Here is a 17,474-nt window from a genome sequence, read left to right on the forward strand (position 1 = left end):
TGCATCGGAACCTGTTGCTGGAGTGACTGGTGAGCCACATGAGCAAGACATTTCGACATCTCCGATGCATTCCGCAGCACCATCCAACTCAGTTCCGCCCAGCCCAGCTTCACCTCGCTTCACTTCACCCGACCCAGCCCAGCCCAGCCCAGCCCAGCCCAGCCCAGCCCATGGTTCCGGCTGCGCGGCGTTATGTCGCACGAAATACGTTATGTCGCGGAAATTCGGGATGTTTACGGGAAATGAGGCACGGTGTTGTTGCTTAACGCACCGGTGGCGGCAGAGGACGTCACCTCGACGCGTTTCGACTCGGCAACTACGCTGCCACGCTCATCGACCGACTATTAACCGGGAGTAGGCGGCCTCGCTCAACGGCCAGTGGGTAACCGCCAACCCTGCTCAACGGCGAGCGAGCCCACTCATCGCTCAAGAAACGACTTACGGCCCACTTGACGACCGGTGCCAAACCCGCCTGACTCTACGACCGACGGTATTCCGCCTGACTCTTCAAGCGGGACGGCAATCCGCCCGACTCTCGGTCCGGAGGCAAACGGGCTCGATCAACGAGCGGGTCGGCTAATCGCCGGAGAGAGTTGTGCGGCGGGTGTGCGGATCCCAGCCGAACGGTGCGCGAGTGGCGATGACCGTGACGAGACGTTCCAATGCGAAGATCGGGTCTCGTGAGGCGCCCTTCACCTCGGCGTCAGCGCGCGCGGCCGCCTGAATCGCGAGCCCCAGGGAGAGGTTGCTCCAGCCACGGGCTTCGGTCCGGGCGCGGCGCACTTGCCAATCCTTCATGTTCCATCGGGCGGCAAGAGCCTGGTCACCCTCGTTGCTGTTCGCAACCCGGGCGATACCGCGAATCTTCATGGCGAACGCCGCGACCATGGGAACCGGATCAACACCTGACGACAGCGCGTGACGGAGCGTGGCGAGTGCCTGCGGCAGGTTGCCTGCGATGGCAAAGTCGGCGACAGCAAACGCGGTGACCTCAACGCGGCCGCCGTAATACTTTTCGACAATCTCTTCGGTGATCTCCCCCGGCACATCCGCAATCAGCTGCTGGCATGCGGCTGCGAGCTCGGTGACGTCGGAGGAGAAGGCGGCGACCAAAACGCGGAGCGCGTTTGGATTGATCCGCTTGTCAGCCGCAGAAAACTCACCCCGTGCGAAATCAACGCGATCATCGTCTCGGGTGATCGCTGGGCAGGCGATCTCAATTCCACGGCCAGTTCCTGCGCGGATCGCATCGAGTAGCTTCTTCCCGCGCACGCTCGCACTGGTGTGCCGCAGGATGACGGTCGCCCCCTCTTTCGGGTGTTCGACGTAAGCGAGAGCCTCGGTCAAGAACGTATCCGTGCACTTCTCAACGCCGGATACCCGCACGAGACGGGGCTCTCCGAAAAGCGACGGCGACGTCAACCCAAACAGTGTGCCCGCCTCGTAATCATCGGCGCGCACATCCGATACCTCGAGGGACGGATCTTCCGCACGCAGGTAGGCGCGAACGCCAGCGATCGCACGCTCGGCGCACACTTCCTCCGGCCCCGACACCAGCACGATTGGTGCGGGTTGCGGGCGCCGCCACGAGACCTGCGGAATCGCCGACGCGGGGGCTTTGGAGGCGGGCCGTCGCGGTGCAGGAGTCATACATCGAGCCTACCTTCCAGCATCGACATCGGCGGTGGCGCGTTGTTCCTTCCAGGGGTTGAGCTGAGCCCGGCTTCCATGCGCTGAGCTGAGCCCGGCTTCCAGGGGCTGAGCGGCTTCCAGGGGTTGAGCTGAGCCCGCCTTCCAGGGGCTGAGCTGAGCTGGGCGACGCCGCGGCCTGCGGGCACAGCTCTTTGGCTGTGCACGCCGCCGACGTGGCACTCCCGTGCGATCCCGCTGACGCCAGACACCGAGCCCACCGTCCAGGGCACTGACGGCAACAGTTCCATCACCATCGGTACGGAAAATCACGGTTCCGTCCGCCGTGAGGGTATCGAGAATCTCCTGCCGCGGATGCCCATAGTCGTTCTCCCCCACACCGATCAACGCCACAGCCGCAGACACTTCTTCATACAGCCGCAGTTCTTGGTCGGCGCTTCCGTGGTGGGCAACTTTCACCAGATCGTAGGGCCCGCGAACGGAACCAGTGGCCAGCAACGACTGCTGGGCAGAGCCAGAGAGATCACCAAGGAAGAGCGATCGCGGAACATCGCCACCACTCACCTCCCACACGACGCTCGCGTCGTTGCCCGGTGCCGCCGCTCCCCGCGGCCACAGTACTTTCCAGTGCGCCGCACCCAAGGTTCCGCTTGTCCCTTTCGACACGGACTCCAGTTGCGCGCCCCCGGCGTTGAGTTCATCGAGCCGGTGCTGCGACACGGCGTCTGGAACCGGCCCGTGCAGCACCGTATCGACCTTCCCAACGACGGCATCGGTGCCACCTACGTGGTCGAGATCGAAGTGGGTGAGCACAAGAATGTCGATGTGTGAGACCTGGAGGAGCTCAAGACACTGCGCTAACGGAGCGGGATCGACTCCCGTGTCGATCAGGGCAACCGCATCGCCAGACCTGACGACGAATGCATCGCCTTGCCCCACATCGCACGCCGCGATCGCCCAGCCGCTGGGCACGGCTTGAGGCGCGATCAGCGTCCGCACCGCGACCAGGCCAAGCCCGGATGCGATCGTGGCTGCCACCGCCGTCATGGCAATCAGCCGCAACCGCGGCTGTCGAGCGATCATCGCGATGATTCCAGCCGCCGTTACAATGGCGAGCAACAGCGCACCGGGCACGCCGTCAGGCCATGCCATCCGGCCACCAGGAACCTGAGCAGCAACGTCGGCGACCGCGGCGATCCACGATGCTGGCACCCACGCCAACGCTGTGAGAGCGAACCCGACGCCCGGAACCATCACCAGCAGACATGCGAGCAGGCCAACGATTGTAGCGATGGGTGCCGCCGGTGCCGCGATGAGATTCGCGAGCGTACCGATCACAGAAATGTGCGGATCGATGAGGATGATAATCGGCGCACACGCGAGCTGAGCGGCGAGCGGAACGGCGACAAGCAGAGCAAGTGAGGCGGGTAAAACCAGTTCAAGCTTTTTCGCGAGCGGTGCCGCGAGTAGCAGGAGCGCACCCGTTGCCGCGACGGAGAGCGCGAATCCGATTGACGTCGCGAGCCAGGGATCAGCAATCAACAGCACGGTGACTGCGAGCGCAAGAATGGGCACACCCGCTCGCGCGCGGCCCAGCAACAGCGCAAGCATCGCGCCAGCGGCCATCGCCCCGGCACGAATCACGCTCGGCTCAGGGGTGACGAGGACGATAAACCCCGCGAGCACACCGAGGGCGACCACGACGCGGAGCCCCCGCCGCGCGCCGCACACGGCTGCCACCCAAAACGCCGCCCCCGTGATAATCGCACAGTTAGCGCCGCTGACAGCGGTCAAATGCGAAAGCGAAGACTGCGTCATTTGGGCGTCCAGCTCATCACTGACGATTGTGGTGTCTCCGACCGCGAGCCCCGGTATGAGCTCGGCTCCGCGGCCAGGAAACAGCGCAGCCAACGCCGACAGATCATGGCGTAGCGTCGCAGCAACGCTGAGGAGTCCGCCAGGCGGCGCCACGACATCCGGCGAATCCGCCACGATCACCCGCACCGCCACCCGCTGCCCAGCAAATGGTTCCGCCGTCTTACCGGACACCCGAATAACGGAACCAAGATCCAGGCCGGCAGGACGTTCGCCGCTCATGAATACGGCAACGGGGGTGTTGGCTCCGGCCAGTGCCGTGTTGATCTCGAAGCGCCAGCCCCCGCCGGTGGCCGGCTCTACCTTGGTGGTGACGGTGGCGAGGGCATCGTCGAGCCGCTCAACCGCCGCGGCTGCGGCACGCTGGGGCGCTGCGGCAGCGACCTGTACAGAAACGACACTGGCAACGACCAGGGCGATCCCGAAAATCGACAGCGTGGACTTGCCCGTCAGCAACGTGACCGCAATCAACAGCACCGCCGCGCACCCGCACACTGCCGCGATCATCCACGCGGCGGGTGCAACCATGACCGCGGCAATGCCGGCGCCCCACGCGATGAGGGCGATGGGGAGCAGCCTGAGGTCGGCCCCACGGCGTGCCACATCAACCAACCTTGACGAGTGGCCGCAGGGTCTCGAGCATTTTCTTCCCGATACCAGACACATTGCCGAGATCGTCGACCGTGCGAAACGGACCGTTTTCCTCCCGCCACGCGATAATGCGTGAGGCGAGCGCTTCGCCGATGCGTGGCAACTCTTCGAGTTCGGCCGTATCCGCAGCATTGATGTTGATCAGGCCGTCATCAATGGGTGCCGCGGCCGATCCTTCGGCGCTCACCGTCGGCACGACGAGCTGCTCGCCGTCAATCACGAGACGTGCCAGGTTGATGCCGGACGAGTCGGCGTCGTCGCGAAACCCGCCAGCCGCCGCGACCGCGTCGACAACGCGCGCATCCGCGTCGAGGAGGTAGACGCCCGGCGCCGCCACCGCTCCCTGCACGTCAACGTACAGTGGCTCGGCCGTCGCTCCCGACACCGGCACTGAGACCACCTGCTCCCCCGCCGACCGCACGACGCCCATCCCGACGACGACGGCGAAGACACCGACGATCAGGATCAATGCGGCGCCGATGCCGATACGCAAGGCCCGACCGCGTGGCTGTGCGGATTCCGACATACCGCCACGCTAGGCACTTGCGACCCGCAGGTTCCGCTCATCCCCAGCTTCTGGTTCCGGAACCATATATTGCCGCCCTGGGGAGGAACCTGCAGTGCGCGCCGTCAGCGGCGCAGAAACGCCGAAGTCCCCGGCACCGTGGGGCACCGGGGACTTCGGGATCGAACCTTAAGCCTTGACGGCGAAGTTCACGATCTTCGGGGCGCGGACGATCACCTTCATGATCTGAGCGTCACCAATGGCGCGGATTGTCTTCTCATCGGCGCGAGCGAGAGCCTCGAGGTCTTCGGCCGAGATCTTGGTAGGAACCTCGAGCTGCGAACGCACCTTGCCGTTGACCTGCACAACGCAGGTCGCGGTGTCTTCGACCAGCAGCGCCGGGTCGGCGGTACGCCAGGTGACGACACCCGCGAACTCCTCGTGACCGAGCGTCTGCCACATCTCCTCCGCGGCGTGCGGGGCGATCAGATCCAGCACCAGCGCGATTGCCTCGGCGGCCTCACGCACGGCGGGGTCGCCAGCGCCAGCACCGGAATCGATCGTCTTGCGCGTTGCGTTGACCAGCTCCATCAGGCGGGCAACGACGACGTTGAACTTGGTGTGCTCAACGAGCGCCGGAACCTCAGCCCATACCTTGTGCGTCACACGGCGCAGAGCCACATCACCATCGGCAAACACAGCGTCGACGGGCGAGGAGACCTCACGGGCGATACGCATCGCACGCGAGAGAAACTTGAACGCACCCGTCGTGGAGACGTCCTTCCAGTCTTTATCGTCTTCAACCGGACCGGCGAAGGCCAGCGCGGTACGAAGCACGTCGGCGCCGACGGACTCCAGCTCGTCGTTGAACAACACCAGGTTGCCCTTCGACTTCGACATCTTCGTGCCATCCAGAATCACCATGCCCTGGTTGATCAGGCTCGTGAACGGCTCGGTGAAGTCGACATAACCGAGGTCGAACAGCACCTTGGTGATGAAGCGTGCGTACAACAGGTGCAAGATCGCGTGCTCGACGCCACCGATGTAGTGGTCAACCGGCGCCCACTTCGAAGCTTCTGCCGGATCGAATGCCTGCGTCGGGTCATTCGCGTTCAAAAAGCGCAGGAAGTACCACGATGAGTCAACGAATGTGTCCATCGTGTCGGGGTCGCGCAGGGCTGCCTCACCGGTAACCGGGTCGACAGTGTTGACCCACTCGGTTGCGCCGCCCAGCGGCGACGTGCCCTTCGGCTTCAGGTCGAGACCCGCGGCGTTCGGCAGTCGAACGGGCAGCTGGTCGGCTGGAACCTTCTCCATGCGTCCGTCTGCGGTGTGCACCATCGGAATGGGAGTTCCCCAGAAACGTTGACGCGAAATCAGCCAGTCGCGCAGACGGAACGTCGTGGTGGCGCGGCCACCGCCACTGGCCTCAAGCTCAGCGACAACGCGCTCGATGGCGGTGCGCTTGCTGAGACCGTTGAGCGAACCCGAGTTGATCAGTCGGCCTTCGCCAGTCAGCGCAACGCCGGTCTTGGCCGGGTCAAGCTCATCGATCGACGCGGCGACAGCGTCCAGGTCGTCGGGGTCAACAACCGAGATCGCACCGGTGATGGGCGCCGTCGTGTCAACGACAACCTTGATCGGCAGGTCGAAAGCGCGGGCAAAGTCGAGGTCACGCTGGTCGTGCGCAGGAACGGCCATGACAGCGCCGTGACCGTAGTCAGCCAGCACGTAGTCGGCAGCCCAGATCGGCATCTTTTCGCCGTTGACGGGGTTGATCGCGTAGCGACCCAGGAACACACCCGTCTTCGGGCGGTCGGTCGACTGGCGCTCGATCTCGCTGTGACGACCGACTTCTTCGACGTATGCCTGAAAACGCATACGCACGTCAGCGTCGGCTCCGGCAGCCAGCTCAGCGGCCAAATCGGAGTCCGGAGCCACCACGAAGAACGTCGCGCCGTGCAGCGTGTCAGGGCGCGTCGAGAACACCGTCACCTTGTCGGCGCGGCCCTCAATCTCGAAGTCAATGTCGGCACCCTGCGAGCGACCGATCCAGTTGCGCTGCATCTGCAGCACCTTGCTCGGCCAGCGGCCCTCCAGCTGGTTCAGGTCGTCAAGCAGGCGGTCTGCGTAGTCGGTGATCTTGAAGTACCACTGCGTCAGCTTCTTCTTGACGACCTGCGCGCCACAGCGCTCGCAAGCACCGTCAACGACCTGCTCGTTGGCGAGCACCGTCTGGTCGTTCGGGCACCAGTTGACGGGCGACTCCTTACGGTACGCCAGCCCCCGGTCAAACATCACCTGGAACAGCCACTGGTTCCAGTGGTAGTACTCGGGGTCAGACGTGTGCAGCTCGCGCGTCCAGTCGAACGAGACGCCGTAGCGCTTGAAGCCGGTCTTCTGCTGCTCGATGTTGGCGTAGGTCCACTCCTTCGGGTCAGCACCACGCTTGATTGCCGCGTTTTCCGCTGGCAGACCAAACGAGTCCCACCCGATGGGGTTCAAGACGTTGTAGCCACGGTGACGCCAGTAACGCGCCACGATGTCGGAGTACAGGTAGTTTTCGGCGTGCCCCATGTGCAGGTCGCCCGACGGATACGGGAACATCGCTAGCACGTACTTGCGCGGACGCGTGTCGTCGTTACCGCCCGCGTTGAAGGGTTCCTTCTCCGCCCAAAGTCGCTGCCACTTGGCCTCGATCGCATGCAGGTCGACGCCAGTTTCGGCAGAGTCCAGGGGGGTTGCTTGTGACACGGGTACTTCCTCAGCAGAGTAAAACGAAAAACGCGTCCTACTATCCTACCGAACCTGCTCCCACTCCGCCGGGACACGAGCCCCCACGGCCGCCAGCGGCGCGCGTGCTTTGATAGCCACCTCAGCGACCTCATCCGCCGCCACTGAGCCCCACGTGATACCGCCGCCTGCACCCACGTATGCTTCGTCCTTGCCAACGATGACAGTGCGGATGACCATGGCAAGATCGGCGGAACCATCGTGCGAGATCCAGCCGAAGCATCCGGAATATACGCCGCGAGCACCACGCTCAAGCCCATGCAGAATCGTCATCGCGCTGAGCTTTGGCGCCCCCGTCATCGACCCCGCAGGAAATGTCGCATCCAGCACATCGGCCATCGTGGTTCCGGAAGCAACCTGCCCAGACACGGTGCTCACCAGTTGGTGGACGGCACGGTACGACTCGACGTGCCATAGCTTGTCGACACGAATGGAACCGGGGGTGCAGATGCGGGAAAGATCGTTGCGCATGAGATCAACAATCATGACGTTCTCGGCACGCTCTTTTTCGCTGGCCAAGAGCTCAGCCTTCAGGCGGGCATCGTCCTCCGCCGTCTGGCCACGCGGCCGGGTTCCCTTGATCGGCTTCGTACTGACCCGCCCACCGTCGACCGTGAGAAACTGCTCAGGGCTCGCACTCACAAGCGCCGTCTCCCCCACCCTGATGTAGGCCGCATGATGCGACGGCGTTGCAGCACGCAACCGCAGAAAGACGTCAGCGGGGTCGTGCTTTCCGGAAACGGTGAATCGCGTTGTGAGGCACAGCTGATACGCGTCACCCTGCCGAATCGCTTCACGGCACGCCTCAATATCGACGGCGTATTCGTGCGCGGTCTGGCGCGCCACCGCCGTGCGCGGAGCCGCGTCTGGGACGGGCGGAACCGTCACTGTGGCGTCGAGGCGAGCTTGCGAGTGCGCCGCGAACCTTGCGAGATCGCGTTCCGGCGCGACGCACCAGACGGCGCGCTGCGCATGGTCGAAAGCAAGAAAGGTGTCGGCGCTGATGGCCTCGCCACGGTCGGCGGTAAAGGCAGGTGCCCCCGCTCGCGCCGCGGCATTGTCGTAGCTCAGCCAGGTCACCCAGCCGCCCAGAAACGGGCCGGCCGGCCAGTTCTCGGCCTGCGCCGTGCCGACGGGAACACGCAGCGCGGAGTCAAGGTCGACCCGCTGGCCGACGCCGAGATAGCTCCAGCCAGATGTGGCATCGACGCCCGCATCGAGGAAGAAGGCAACGGCCGCGTCGCGTTCGAACGTCGCGAACAACAGGTCTGGCGCAATCCACCCACGCAACAGCACAGCACCCTGCTTTGACGACATGCCATAACTCTACGGATTCTGGGCATCTGCCCGACGCATTGCCAGCGCCAAGGCTCTAGGCTCACTCTTGTGAACGACATCGTCGGCGTCCTCATCGAACTCGTGCAGTCCGTCGACCCTGCCCTGCGCACCTCGCTCGCTGGCCTCGCCATCATGCTCGAAACGAGCGTACTGATTGGGCTCGTTGTTCCCGGCGACACGATCGTCATCACCGCGGCGATGGGCGTGCGTGGCCCCCTCGACGGCGTGATTCTCGCGGTCGTCGTCGTGATCGGGGCGCTCCTCGGAGAATCGATTGGATTTTGGCTGGGCCGCTGGCTCGGACCAAAGATCCGCACCACATGGCTCGGTCGCAAGATCGGGGAAAAGAACTGGGTTCGCGCCGAACGCTACCTGCAGCGCCGTGGCGGCCCCGCCATCTTCATCTCGCGCTTTCTTCCGGTGCTGCACTCTCTGGTTCCGGTGACCGTCGGAATGAGCACTTTCTCCTACCGCCGGTTCATCGCATGGACTCTTCCCGCGTGCGTGCTCTGGGCGGGCCTCTACGTGACCGTGGCCGCCGGTGCCGCGCAAACCTACCAGCAGCTCAGCTCACGTCTGCACTGGGCGGGTTACCTCTTTGTCGGCATCATTGCGGTGTTTGCCATCGCCGTATTCGTCGCGAAGAAGATTCTGCAGCGCCGCGAAAGCCGCCACATTGGTGATGGCGACGACGAGCTGCCAGCCATCGAGCATGTCGATCTCTTCGGTGACGGCGACGATGACGCGCCGCCTGCACCCACCGCACCGAGAGACATGAAAGACTAACAGGGATGTTCTCTCAGTCCTCCGAACACCCGAAGATCAACTGGTTTGCGCGCTTGGAACGCCGCTATCACGCGTGGCGTGAGCGTCGCGCCCGAAAGCGCGGCAAGGCGCCGACGATCGTGCCGTTTCCTGGTTACGGCAGCGAAGAGTGGGTGCGCGTTTTGGGACGCGTGCTCATTGTGCACCCGCGCCGCAAGACGCCAGAAGGTGAACCGGAGAGCGTGCGCGGTTGGCGCAGCTTCATGGGTATTCCGGTGAGCTTCTCTCTCGTCACCGTCACCGTGGGTGATGAGTCTCATGAGATCGCGGCCGATAGCGGCGGTGTGATTGATTTCGTCGTTCCGGCGACGCTCCCGCCTGGCTGGCAAAAGATCACGATGTCGGTTGAAGGAGAGCCGCCCGTTGAGGCGCACGTGCTCATCGTGGCCAACGACGCCCGGTTCGGCATTGTCAGCGACGTGGATGACACGGTCATGGTCACGGCGCTCCCGCGCCCCCTCGTCGCGGCATGGAACTCGTTTGTCATCGACGAGCACGCACGCTTGCCCGTTCCCGGCATGGCCGTGCTGCTGGAGCGACTCGTGCGCGAGAACCCCGGTTCTCCGATGATCTACCTTTCCACGGGTGCATGGAATATCGCGCCCACGCTCTCCCGGTTCTTGCGCCGCCACCTCTTTCCCCGTGGCGCCATGCTGCTGACAGACTGGGGCCCAACGCACGACCGCTTCTTCCGCTCTGGCCGCGAACACAAAGAACGTAATCTGCGTCGCCTGGCCGAAGAGTTCCCGAACATCCGGTGGCTACTCATCGGTGATGATGGCCAGCATGATGATTCCATCTACACCGAGTTCGCGAAGGAATACCCGCAGAATGTTGCGGCCGTCGCTATCCGCCGGCTCTCGCCAGCAGAGGCCGTTCTCGCCGGTGGACGCACGCTCGTCAACGACCATTCAGACTCCCCCTGGGTGACAGCGCCCGATGGTGCCGGTCTTCTCGACAGCCTCCGCGACAAGGGAATCGTTCGCTAAATCCTTCGTCAGGGCCGCGCAATGTCGGTGCACGCGCGTAGGCTGACGGCATGTGCGGACGATTTGTCGTAGCGAATGTTGGGTCTGAGCTCGTTGGCGTCCTTCGCGTCGATCTTGAGTCAAATGATCTCCCCGCGCCCTCGTATAACGTGGCGCCGACCGATCGCGTTGCCATCGTGCTGGACTCCGTAAAAACGGAACCACCGACGCGGCGATTGGAACCAGCACGGTGGGGGCTGGTGCCCAGTTGGGCAAAGGATCCATCGGTGGGCCCGCGCGCCATCAATGCGCGCTCAGAAGAGCTGGAAGATAAGCCGACGTTTCGCGGCGCATTCGAGAATCGCCGCGCCATTATTCCGGTGACGGGATACTACGAGTGGCACACGACAGCGGAGGGCAAACAGCCGTACTTCATTCGGCCAGCAGATGAGTCTCCGCTGTTCTTCGCCGGCTTGTACGAGTGGTGGAAGAATCCGGCAGCGGCTGGAGACGATCCGAATCGCTGGATGCTGAGTTTCTCAATTCTCACGCGCTCGGCGACGGGCAATCTGGCGAGCATCCATGACCGCATGCCGGTCTTTGTTGACGAAGACTATGCCGATGCGTGGCTCGACCCGACCGTTGAGTATCCGCGCGACATTTTGGATGCGGCGTCAGACGCGGCCGAAGGCATGGAGACAACGCTCGAGGCCTATGCCGTGGACCGCGCGGTCGGCAACGTGCGCAACAACTCCCCCGCGCTCATCGAACCGCTCGCCGAATAGCGACGACCGACACCGGGTTAGAGTGCGCGCTCGTAGCGGCGCTCGCGAAGCATTTCTCCGTGAAAGTCGTCAAGCTTGGTGGCGCCGCTGTCGTGCCACCCGTTTCGCTCGTAGAAGCCGATGGCTCGTCCGTTGCCGTCAAGCACCCAGAGAAACGCTGACGTGAACCCCGCTTCACTCAGAGCATTCGTCGCGGTGCTCATCAGGCGAAAGCCGGCTCCCGTACCCCACGCCGCTGGGTCTGCATAAATCCCCGCGACTTCTCCATGGTTCCGGAGCTCTTCATCGCGGCCTGGACCGAACGAGCACCAACCGAGGAGACCCCCGTCAGATTCGGCGACGATGGTCTTCAATGACGGGCCCGTTTCGCCCTCTGTGGGGAGCCCGTCGATCGATGCACGAATAATGCGACCCCACGCACGCTCACGCTGCGCGACGTCGAGGCCATCCAGAATGTGCTGCGGGATCAGTCCGCGGTAGGCGCCGCGCCAGCTCGCCACGTGAATCTCAGCGATCGCTCGTGCGTCCTCCGGCTGGGCCGGTCGAATACTCATCTCGCTCACCATCGCGCCAGCGTACCCAGCCCCTCATCCGCGCGTCAATCACCCCGCGCCCACCACGCCCCAGCCCACCCCGCCCCCACCCTTTACCCGCGAAACACAATTTGGTCGGCGAGACATCACCGGGGAACATGTTTCTCGCCGACCAAATTGTGTCTCGACGTGAAGAGCGCGGGCACGACGTCGCGGCGCAGCAGTGCCGGGGAAAACAAAACGGGCCGCTCCCGGAGGAACGGCCCGTTTTTGACTGATTGATCAGCGTGCGAAGTATCCGCGGTAGTACTCGTAGACCCAGCCCACGATGGCGATTGCGAAGACCGCAATACCGATCGGGAGGAGGAAGTGTCCGACGGCCATACCAACAAGGAAGATCGCTGCCGACGAGGCGAGCACGAGCGGCCACCACGACCACGGTGCAAACTCACCGATCTCGGGGTCGCCGTCGTCGATGTCGCTCGTCAGAATGTCTTCCGGGAGCTCGCCGCCCTGGTGCTTGTACACACGGGACAGATAGACACCAACCATTGCGCCCATCGCCGCGCTGAAGAACAGCGTGGTCGAACCGACCCACTCAATCTGGTTGACGAGTGGCAGACCGGGGTGAGCCAGGATGTTCCACGCGGTGTACATGACACCGACGATGGCGAAGAAGATCGCGATGATCCACCAAAGAACGATATTGCTCTTCACGTTACTTGGCCTCTCCACGCGTCTCGGTGAGGACAGCGCCAGCCGGTGCTGCCTCAGGGTGGTTCAGGTCGAATGCCGGACGCTCCGAACGGATACGCGGAATCGACGTGAAGTTGTGGCGCGGCGGCGGGCAGCTCGTAGCCCACTCCAGCGATCCACCGTAACCCCACGGGTCGTTGACCGTGACCTTCGGTGCCGTGCGCTGCGTGATCCAGACGTTCAGGAAGAACGGAATCATCGAAGCACCCAGGATGATCGCACCAACGGTCGAGAGCTGGTTACCCCAGGTCCATCCGTCAGCTTCTGCGAAGTCAGCGTAACGACGCGGCATGCCGTCGACACCCAGCCAGTGCTGGACGAGGAAGGTCATGTGGAAGCCGATGAACAGCATCCAGAAGTGTACGTAGCCGAGACGCTCGTTGAGCATCTTGCCCGTCCACTTCGGCCACCAGAAGTAGAAGCCGGCGAACATCGCGAACACAACGGTTCCGAAGACCACGTAGTGGAAGTGAGCAACGACGAAGTACGAGTCACTGATGTGGAAGTCAAGCGGCGGCGAAGCCAGGATGACACCGGTCAGACCACCGAACACGAACGACACCAGGAAGCCGAGCGCGAAGACCATCGGAGTCTCGAAGGTCACCGACCCTCGCCACATGGTTCCGATCCAGTTGAAGATCTTCACACCCGTCGGAACGGCGATGAGCATCGTCATCAGCGCGAAGAACGGCAGCAGGACGGCACCGGTCACGTACATGTGGTGAGCCCACACAGCAACCGACAGCGTTGCAATAGCGATCGTCGCGTACACCAGCGTCTTGTAACCGAAGATCGGCTTGCGGCTGAAGACCGGGAAGATCTCCGACACGATACCGAAGAACGGCAGGGCGATGATGTACACCTCGGGGTGACCGAAGAACCAGAACAGGTGCTGCCAGAGCAGAACGCCACCGTTGGCCGGGTCGTAGATGTGCGAGCCGAGGATACGGTCAGATGCTGCTGCGAACATCGCCGCTGCCAGTACCGGGAAGGCCATCAGGATCAGGAGGCTGGTGACCAGCGTGTTCCACGCGAAGATCGGCATACGCCACATGGTCATACCCGGTGCGCGCATTGTGATGATCGTGGTGATGAAGTTCACGGCACCGAGGATGGTACCGAAACCACTCATACCCAGACCGACCATCCAGAGGTTACCTCCGGCGCCAGGTGAGAACGATGCGTTTGCGAGCGGTTGATAAGCGAACCAACCGAACGAAGCAGCACCCGACGGGGTGAGGTAGCCGGCGATAGCGATGAGCGAGCCGAACAGGAACAGCCAGAGTGCGAAGGCGTTCAGACGCGGGAATGCCACGTCAGGAGCACCGAGCTGCAGCGGCAGGATCGCGTTAGCGAAACCAGCGAACAGCGGCGTTGCGAACATGAGCAACATGATCGTGCCGTGCATCGTAAACAGCTGGTTGTACTGTTCCTTCGTCGGCACAATCTGCATGCCGGGAGCGAAGAGCTCAGCGCGGATGATGAGAGCCATCACACCACCGAGCAGGAAGAACAGTACGGAGGCGATGAGGTACATGTACCCGATCGTCTTGTGGTCAGTGGACGTGATCCACTTCACCAGGACGTTGCCCTTTTGCTCAACTCGCGAGGAGCTCAGCAGAGCAGCCTGGCGCGGAGGCAGAACCGACGTAGCCATTAGTGGGATTCCTCTTCCTTAGCAGCAGGGGCACCTACACCAGGCAGGTTCTGCAGGCGGTCGTACTCGTCCTGGATCGGACCAGTCTGACCGAGAGCCTCAAGCGATGCGAGGTACTCGTCGTACTCGGCTTCGCTGACGACCTCGACGTTGAACAGCATCATCGAGTGGTACTCGCCACAAAGTTCGGCACACTTACCGGCATACTTACCCTCACGCGTCGGCGTGAACGACCAGTAGTTGTCGTGACCGATGTACATGTCCTTCTTGTACAAGAAGTCAATAATCCAGAACGAGTGGATGACATCGCGCGATTCGAGCTGGAGCTTGACCGTCTTGTTGACGGGCAGCACGAGCGTCGGCAGTTCGCTTTCAACGCGGTTGCCGTTCTCGTCAGCTTCGACCTGAACACCCATGGTCCAGACGCTGTCGGAACCATCGGCTTCGGTACCGAGGTACTCAAAGTCCCAGGCCCACTGCTTACCGGTCGCGATGATCGAGACATCCGGGTCTTCGTACTGCGTCTCAAGCGCAGCCTGGTCACGCGCGGTGAACGTGAAGAAGCCCGCAACGAGAATCAGCGGCACAACCGTGTAGAAGATTTCGATGGGCATGTTGTACCGCATCTGCACCGGAAGGCCGGTCTGGCCTTTACGGCGGCGGTACGCAATACCTGCCCAGAGCATGAGGCCCCAGGTGATGACACCGACAATAAGGAGAACGATCCAGGAGTTAACCCAGAGCGCTCCCACCATGTCGGTGTGGTTAGTGGCGGGCACTCCGTCCTCGGTAAAACCAGGGAGGAATCCGTGTTGTTCTTGCGGCGTGCAGCCTGCAAGGGCAACAGCGGTTGCCGCACCGACAGGCACTGCGGCCCAGCGGAGGTGACGTTTGGACGACACGATGCACCTTTCCGATAGCTAATCAGTCAACTCTCAGTCTAGAGCAACCTCCCACTGGTTTCTGGCCAAAGCCACAGTTTCGCTCGGTTTTTCCGACGCGGCGTCGAGTTCTGCCAGATCGGCACGTGATTTCGCATTCTGGTTCGGTTCAACACACCCACCCAGACAAGCCCGCCGATACGGTATTTCGTGCGCGATTCGTCTGATTCTGTACGAAATTCGCGAGGCAATCGCCGACGCTACGCAAGTTTTGCGGTCGTCGCGCGGCGCGGGCGAGCCCGCCACTGGGGCACCTCCTCCCCCACAACAAAAAACGGCGCCAGCCGAAGCTGACGCCGTTTTTTACGAAAGGTTTAGTGGAAGCTGTCGCCACAAGCGCACGAGCCGCCAGCGTTGGGGTTGTCAATGGTGAACCCCTGCTCGCTGATCGTGTCTTTAAAGTCGATCGCTGCGCCATCGAGGTACGGAACCGACATGTTGTCAACGATGACCTCAACACCATCGAAGTCAACCGTCTCGTCGCCTTCGAGGTAGCGCTCGTCGAAGTAGAGCTGGTAAATCAGGCCCGAGCAACCACCGGGCTGCACGGCAACGCGCAGACGCAGGTCATCGCGACCCTCCTGCTCCAGCAAGCTCTTGACCTTCGCGGCAGCCGCATCGGTCAGCGAAACACCGTGGGCGTTTGCAATGGTGTCCGTCATGACTCTCCTCTATTCGTGACAACCAGGTCACTATCCATTGTACGGCGAGCGGAACCACGGGGGTGCGTCTCGAAAAAATCCGCACCCCCGAGGGTTCACTTCGTCTGTGCGTTCAGGCGAGACAGCAGAAGCGCCTCAGTCACGACAGCGTTCTGGAAGGTCGCCAAGTGCAGCGACTCGTTGGGGCTGTGCGCGCGTGAGTGCGGGTCTTCCACGCCCGTCACGAGGATGTCGGCACCCGGGATTTCACGAACAAGGTCAGCGATGAACGGGATTGAGCCACCCACGCCGAGGTCGACAGGAGCCTTGCCGTACGCGTCTTGCATTGACTGACGCGCCAGCGCCACCGTGTCGCCGCTGGTGTCCACGAGGAACCCGTTGCCGAGGTCGATGTCGCTGAAGGTGAGTTCAGCACCAAACGGCGCGTTCGCCCTCAGGTGCGCCTCCATGGCAGCGTATGCCTCGGTCGCCTCCTGGCCGGGGGCGACGCGAGCCGAGATCACCACCGTGACTTCAGGAGAAATCGTGTTGGAGGCCGCCGCAACCGACGTGAAGTCAACACCGGTGACAGTGATCGACGGCTTGTTCCAAATGCGGCTCAGAATGGTTCCGTTGCCGATCGGGCTCACACCAGGCAATAGTCCCGCTTCATCACGGAGAGTCGCCTCTGTGTATTCCGGCGTCGGTGCGTCGCGTTCGGTCATCCCCGTGACCGCGACGGAACCATCGTCTGCCCAGAGCGTCGACAACAGCTTGACGGTCGCCATCATGGCATCGGGAATAGCGCCGCCAAACATGCCGGAGTGCGATGCGTGCGCGAGCGTGCGCACGCTCAGCGTGAAGCGCGCGTTTCCGCGAAGCGAGACGGTGAGACCCGGCGTCTCCGAGTCCCAGTTGCCAGAGTCGGCGACCACGATGACATCGGAACGCAGTGCGTCGATGTTGTCACTCAGGAATTGCGCGAACGATCGGGAGCCGAACTCTTCCTCGCCTTCAATAAAGACGGAAATGCCGAGGTCAAGGTCATCGCCGTAGACCTCCTTCATCGTGCGAATGGCAGCGACGTGCGCCATGATGCCGGCCTTATCGTCGGCTGCACCTCGACCGTAGAGTCGGCCATCGCGGACGGTTGGCTCGAACGGAGGCGTCTCCCAAAGGGCGTCGTCGCCCTCAGGCTGAACGTCATGGTGCGCGTAAAGGAGAATCGTCGGCTTGCCGTTTTTTGCGGCACGTGTCGCCAGAATCGCGGGTTGCCCCTGCTCGTCTGTGCCCGGGATTGCCGCAGTCTTCACCTCGACACTGTCAAACATGCCGGTCTCTTCGAACAGGGCGGCCACGGCAGCCGCGCTGCGCTGGAGGTTGCTCTGATCGAACGCTGGCCAGGCAATTCCCGGAATACGCACCAGGTTGCCGAGATCGGCGAGTGCGACGGGGATGGTGGCCTTGGCCGCGTGGGTGACGGCCTCGTCGTTGGGATGCTGCTCATAGCTCATACCGGTAATCTTAGAAGGACTCCCGAAACGCGAGGTGCTTTC

Annotated in this window: 14 protein-coding genes; 3 read left to right on the top strand and 11 right to left on the bottom strand. The window is 62.8% G+C overall.

Going from position 1 to position 17,474, the window contains the following annotated elements; all coding sequences use genetic code 11:
• Positions 1-576: 576 nt before the first annotated feature.
• From holA to pabB, 5 genes are all read right to left on the bottom strand, one after another.
• On the bottom strand, positions 577-1,650 hold the full coding sequence (gene holA / locus KTJ77_RS07290) for a DNA polymerase III subunit delta (protein WP_217337758.1): 1,074 nt from the start codon (positions 1,648-1,650) through the stop codon (positions 577-579).
• Positions 1,651-1,659: 9 nt separating this feature from the next.
• Positions 1,660-4,128 (bottom strand): ComEC/Rec2 family competence protein, encoded by a 2,469-nt coding sequence (locus KTJ77_RS07295; RefSeq protein WP_217337759.1) that lies wholly within the window; start codon positions 4,126-4,128, stop codon positions 1,660-1,662.
• A 1-nt stretch (position 4,129) separates the two neighbouring features.
• A complete protein-coding gene (locus KTJ77_RS07300; RefSeq protein ID WP_217337760.1) occupies positions 4,130-4,702 on the bottom strand; it encodes a ComEA family DNA-binding protein in 573 nt (190 codons plus the stop codon).
• A 168-nt stretch (positions 4,703-4,870) separates the two neighbouring features.
• The gene (gene leuS / locus KTJ77_RS07305) at positions 4,871-7,435 is read right to left on the bottom strand and encodes a leucine--tRNA ligase (RefSeq protein ID WP_217337761.1); all 2,565 of its coding nucleotides are present in this window, start codon (positions 7,433-7,435) and stop codon (positions 4,871-4,873) included.
• A gap of 45 nt (positions 7,436-7,480) precedes the next feature.
• On the bottom strand, positions 7,481-8,791 hold the full coding sequence (gene pabB / locus KTJ77_RS07310) for an aminodeoxychorismate synthase component I (protein WP_217337762.1): 1,311 nt from the start codon (positions 8,789-8,791) through the stop codon (positions 7,481-7,483).
• Between the two features lie 69 nt (positions 8,792-8,860).
• On the opposite strand from pabB, the gene KTJ77_RS07315 reads away from it, so the two are divergent.
• From KTJ77_RS07315 to KTJ77_RS07325, 3 genes are read left to right on the top strand one after another with little or no spacing between them, the layout of a single operon-like run.
• Complete coding sequence (locus KTJ77_RS07315) at positions 8,861-9,598, top strand: DedA family protein (RefSeq protein ID WP_217337763.1); 738 nt, start codon at positions 8,861-8,863, stop codon at positions 9,596-9,598.
• Between the two features lie 5 nt (positions 9,599-9,603).
• Entirely contained in the window at positions 9,604-10,626 is a 1,023-nt protein-coding gene (locus KTJ77_RS07320; RefSeq protein WP_217337764.1) for an App1 family protein, read from the top strand.
• Positions 10,627-10,676: 50 nt separating this feature from the next.
• A complete protein-coding gene (locus KTJ77_RS07325; RefSeq protein WP_217337765.1) occupies positions 10,677-11,390 on the top strand; it encodes an SOS response-associated peptidase in 714 nt (237 codons plus the stop codon).
• Positions 11,391-11,407: 17 nt separating this feature from the next.
• Here KTJ77_RS07325 and KTJ77_RS07330 read toward each other — a convergent pair whose 3' ends face one another.
• From KTJ77_RS07330 to KTJ77_RS07355, 6 genes are all read right to left on the bottom strand, one after another.
• Positions 11,408-11,944: a GNAT family N-acetyltransferase gene (locus KTJ77_RS07330; RefSeq protein ID WP_254367391.1), complete on the bottom strand. Its 537-nt coding sequence runs from the start codon at positions 11,942-11,944 to the stop codon at positions 11,408-11,410.
• Between the two features lie 261 nt (positions 11,945-12,205).
• Positions 12,206-12,640, bottom strand: coding sequence for a cytochrome c oxidase subunit 4 (locus KTJ77_RS07335; RefSeq protein WP_217337766.1), 435 nt, complete (start codon positions 12,638-12,640; stop codon positions 12,206-12,208).
• A gap of 1 nt (position 12,641) precedes the next feature.
• Positions 12,642-14,336, bottom strand: coding sequence for a cytochrome c oxidase subunit I (ctaD, locus tag KTJ77_RS07340; protein ID WP_217337767.1), 1,695 nt, complete (start codon positions 14,334-14,336; stop codon positions 12,642-12,644).
• Entirely contained in the window at positions 14,336-15,238 is a 903-nt protein-coding gene (coxB, locus tag KTJ77_RS07345) for a cytochrome c oxidase subunit II (RefSeq protein WP_217337768.1), read from the bottom strand. Before coxB ends, ctaD begins: the two co-directional genes overlap by 1 nt.
• 353 nt (positions 15,239-15,591) lie before the next feature.
• Positions 15,592-15,939, bottom strand: a complete 348-nt coding sequence (gene erpA / locus KTJ77_RS07350; RefSeq protein ID WP_147825911.1) for an iron-sulfur cluster insertion protein ErpA — start codon at positions 15,937-15,939, stop codon at positions 15,592-15,594.
• 95 nt (positions 15,940-16,034) lie between these two features.
• Positions 16,035-17,432, bottom strand: coding sequence for a dipeptidase (locus KTJ77_RS07355; RefSeq protein ID WP_217337769.1), 1,398 nt, complete (start codon positions 17,430-17,432; stop codon positions 16,035-16,037).
• Between the last annotated feature and the right edge of the window lie 42 nt (positions 17,433-17,474).

Origin of the sequence: Microbacterium sp. NC79, from assembly GCF_019061125.1 — a bacterium.
Taxonomy (GTDB): Bacteria; Actinomycetota; Actinomycetes; order Actinomycetales; family Microbacteriaceae; genus Microbacterium.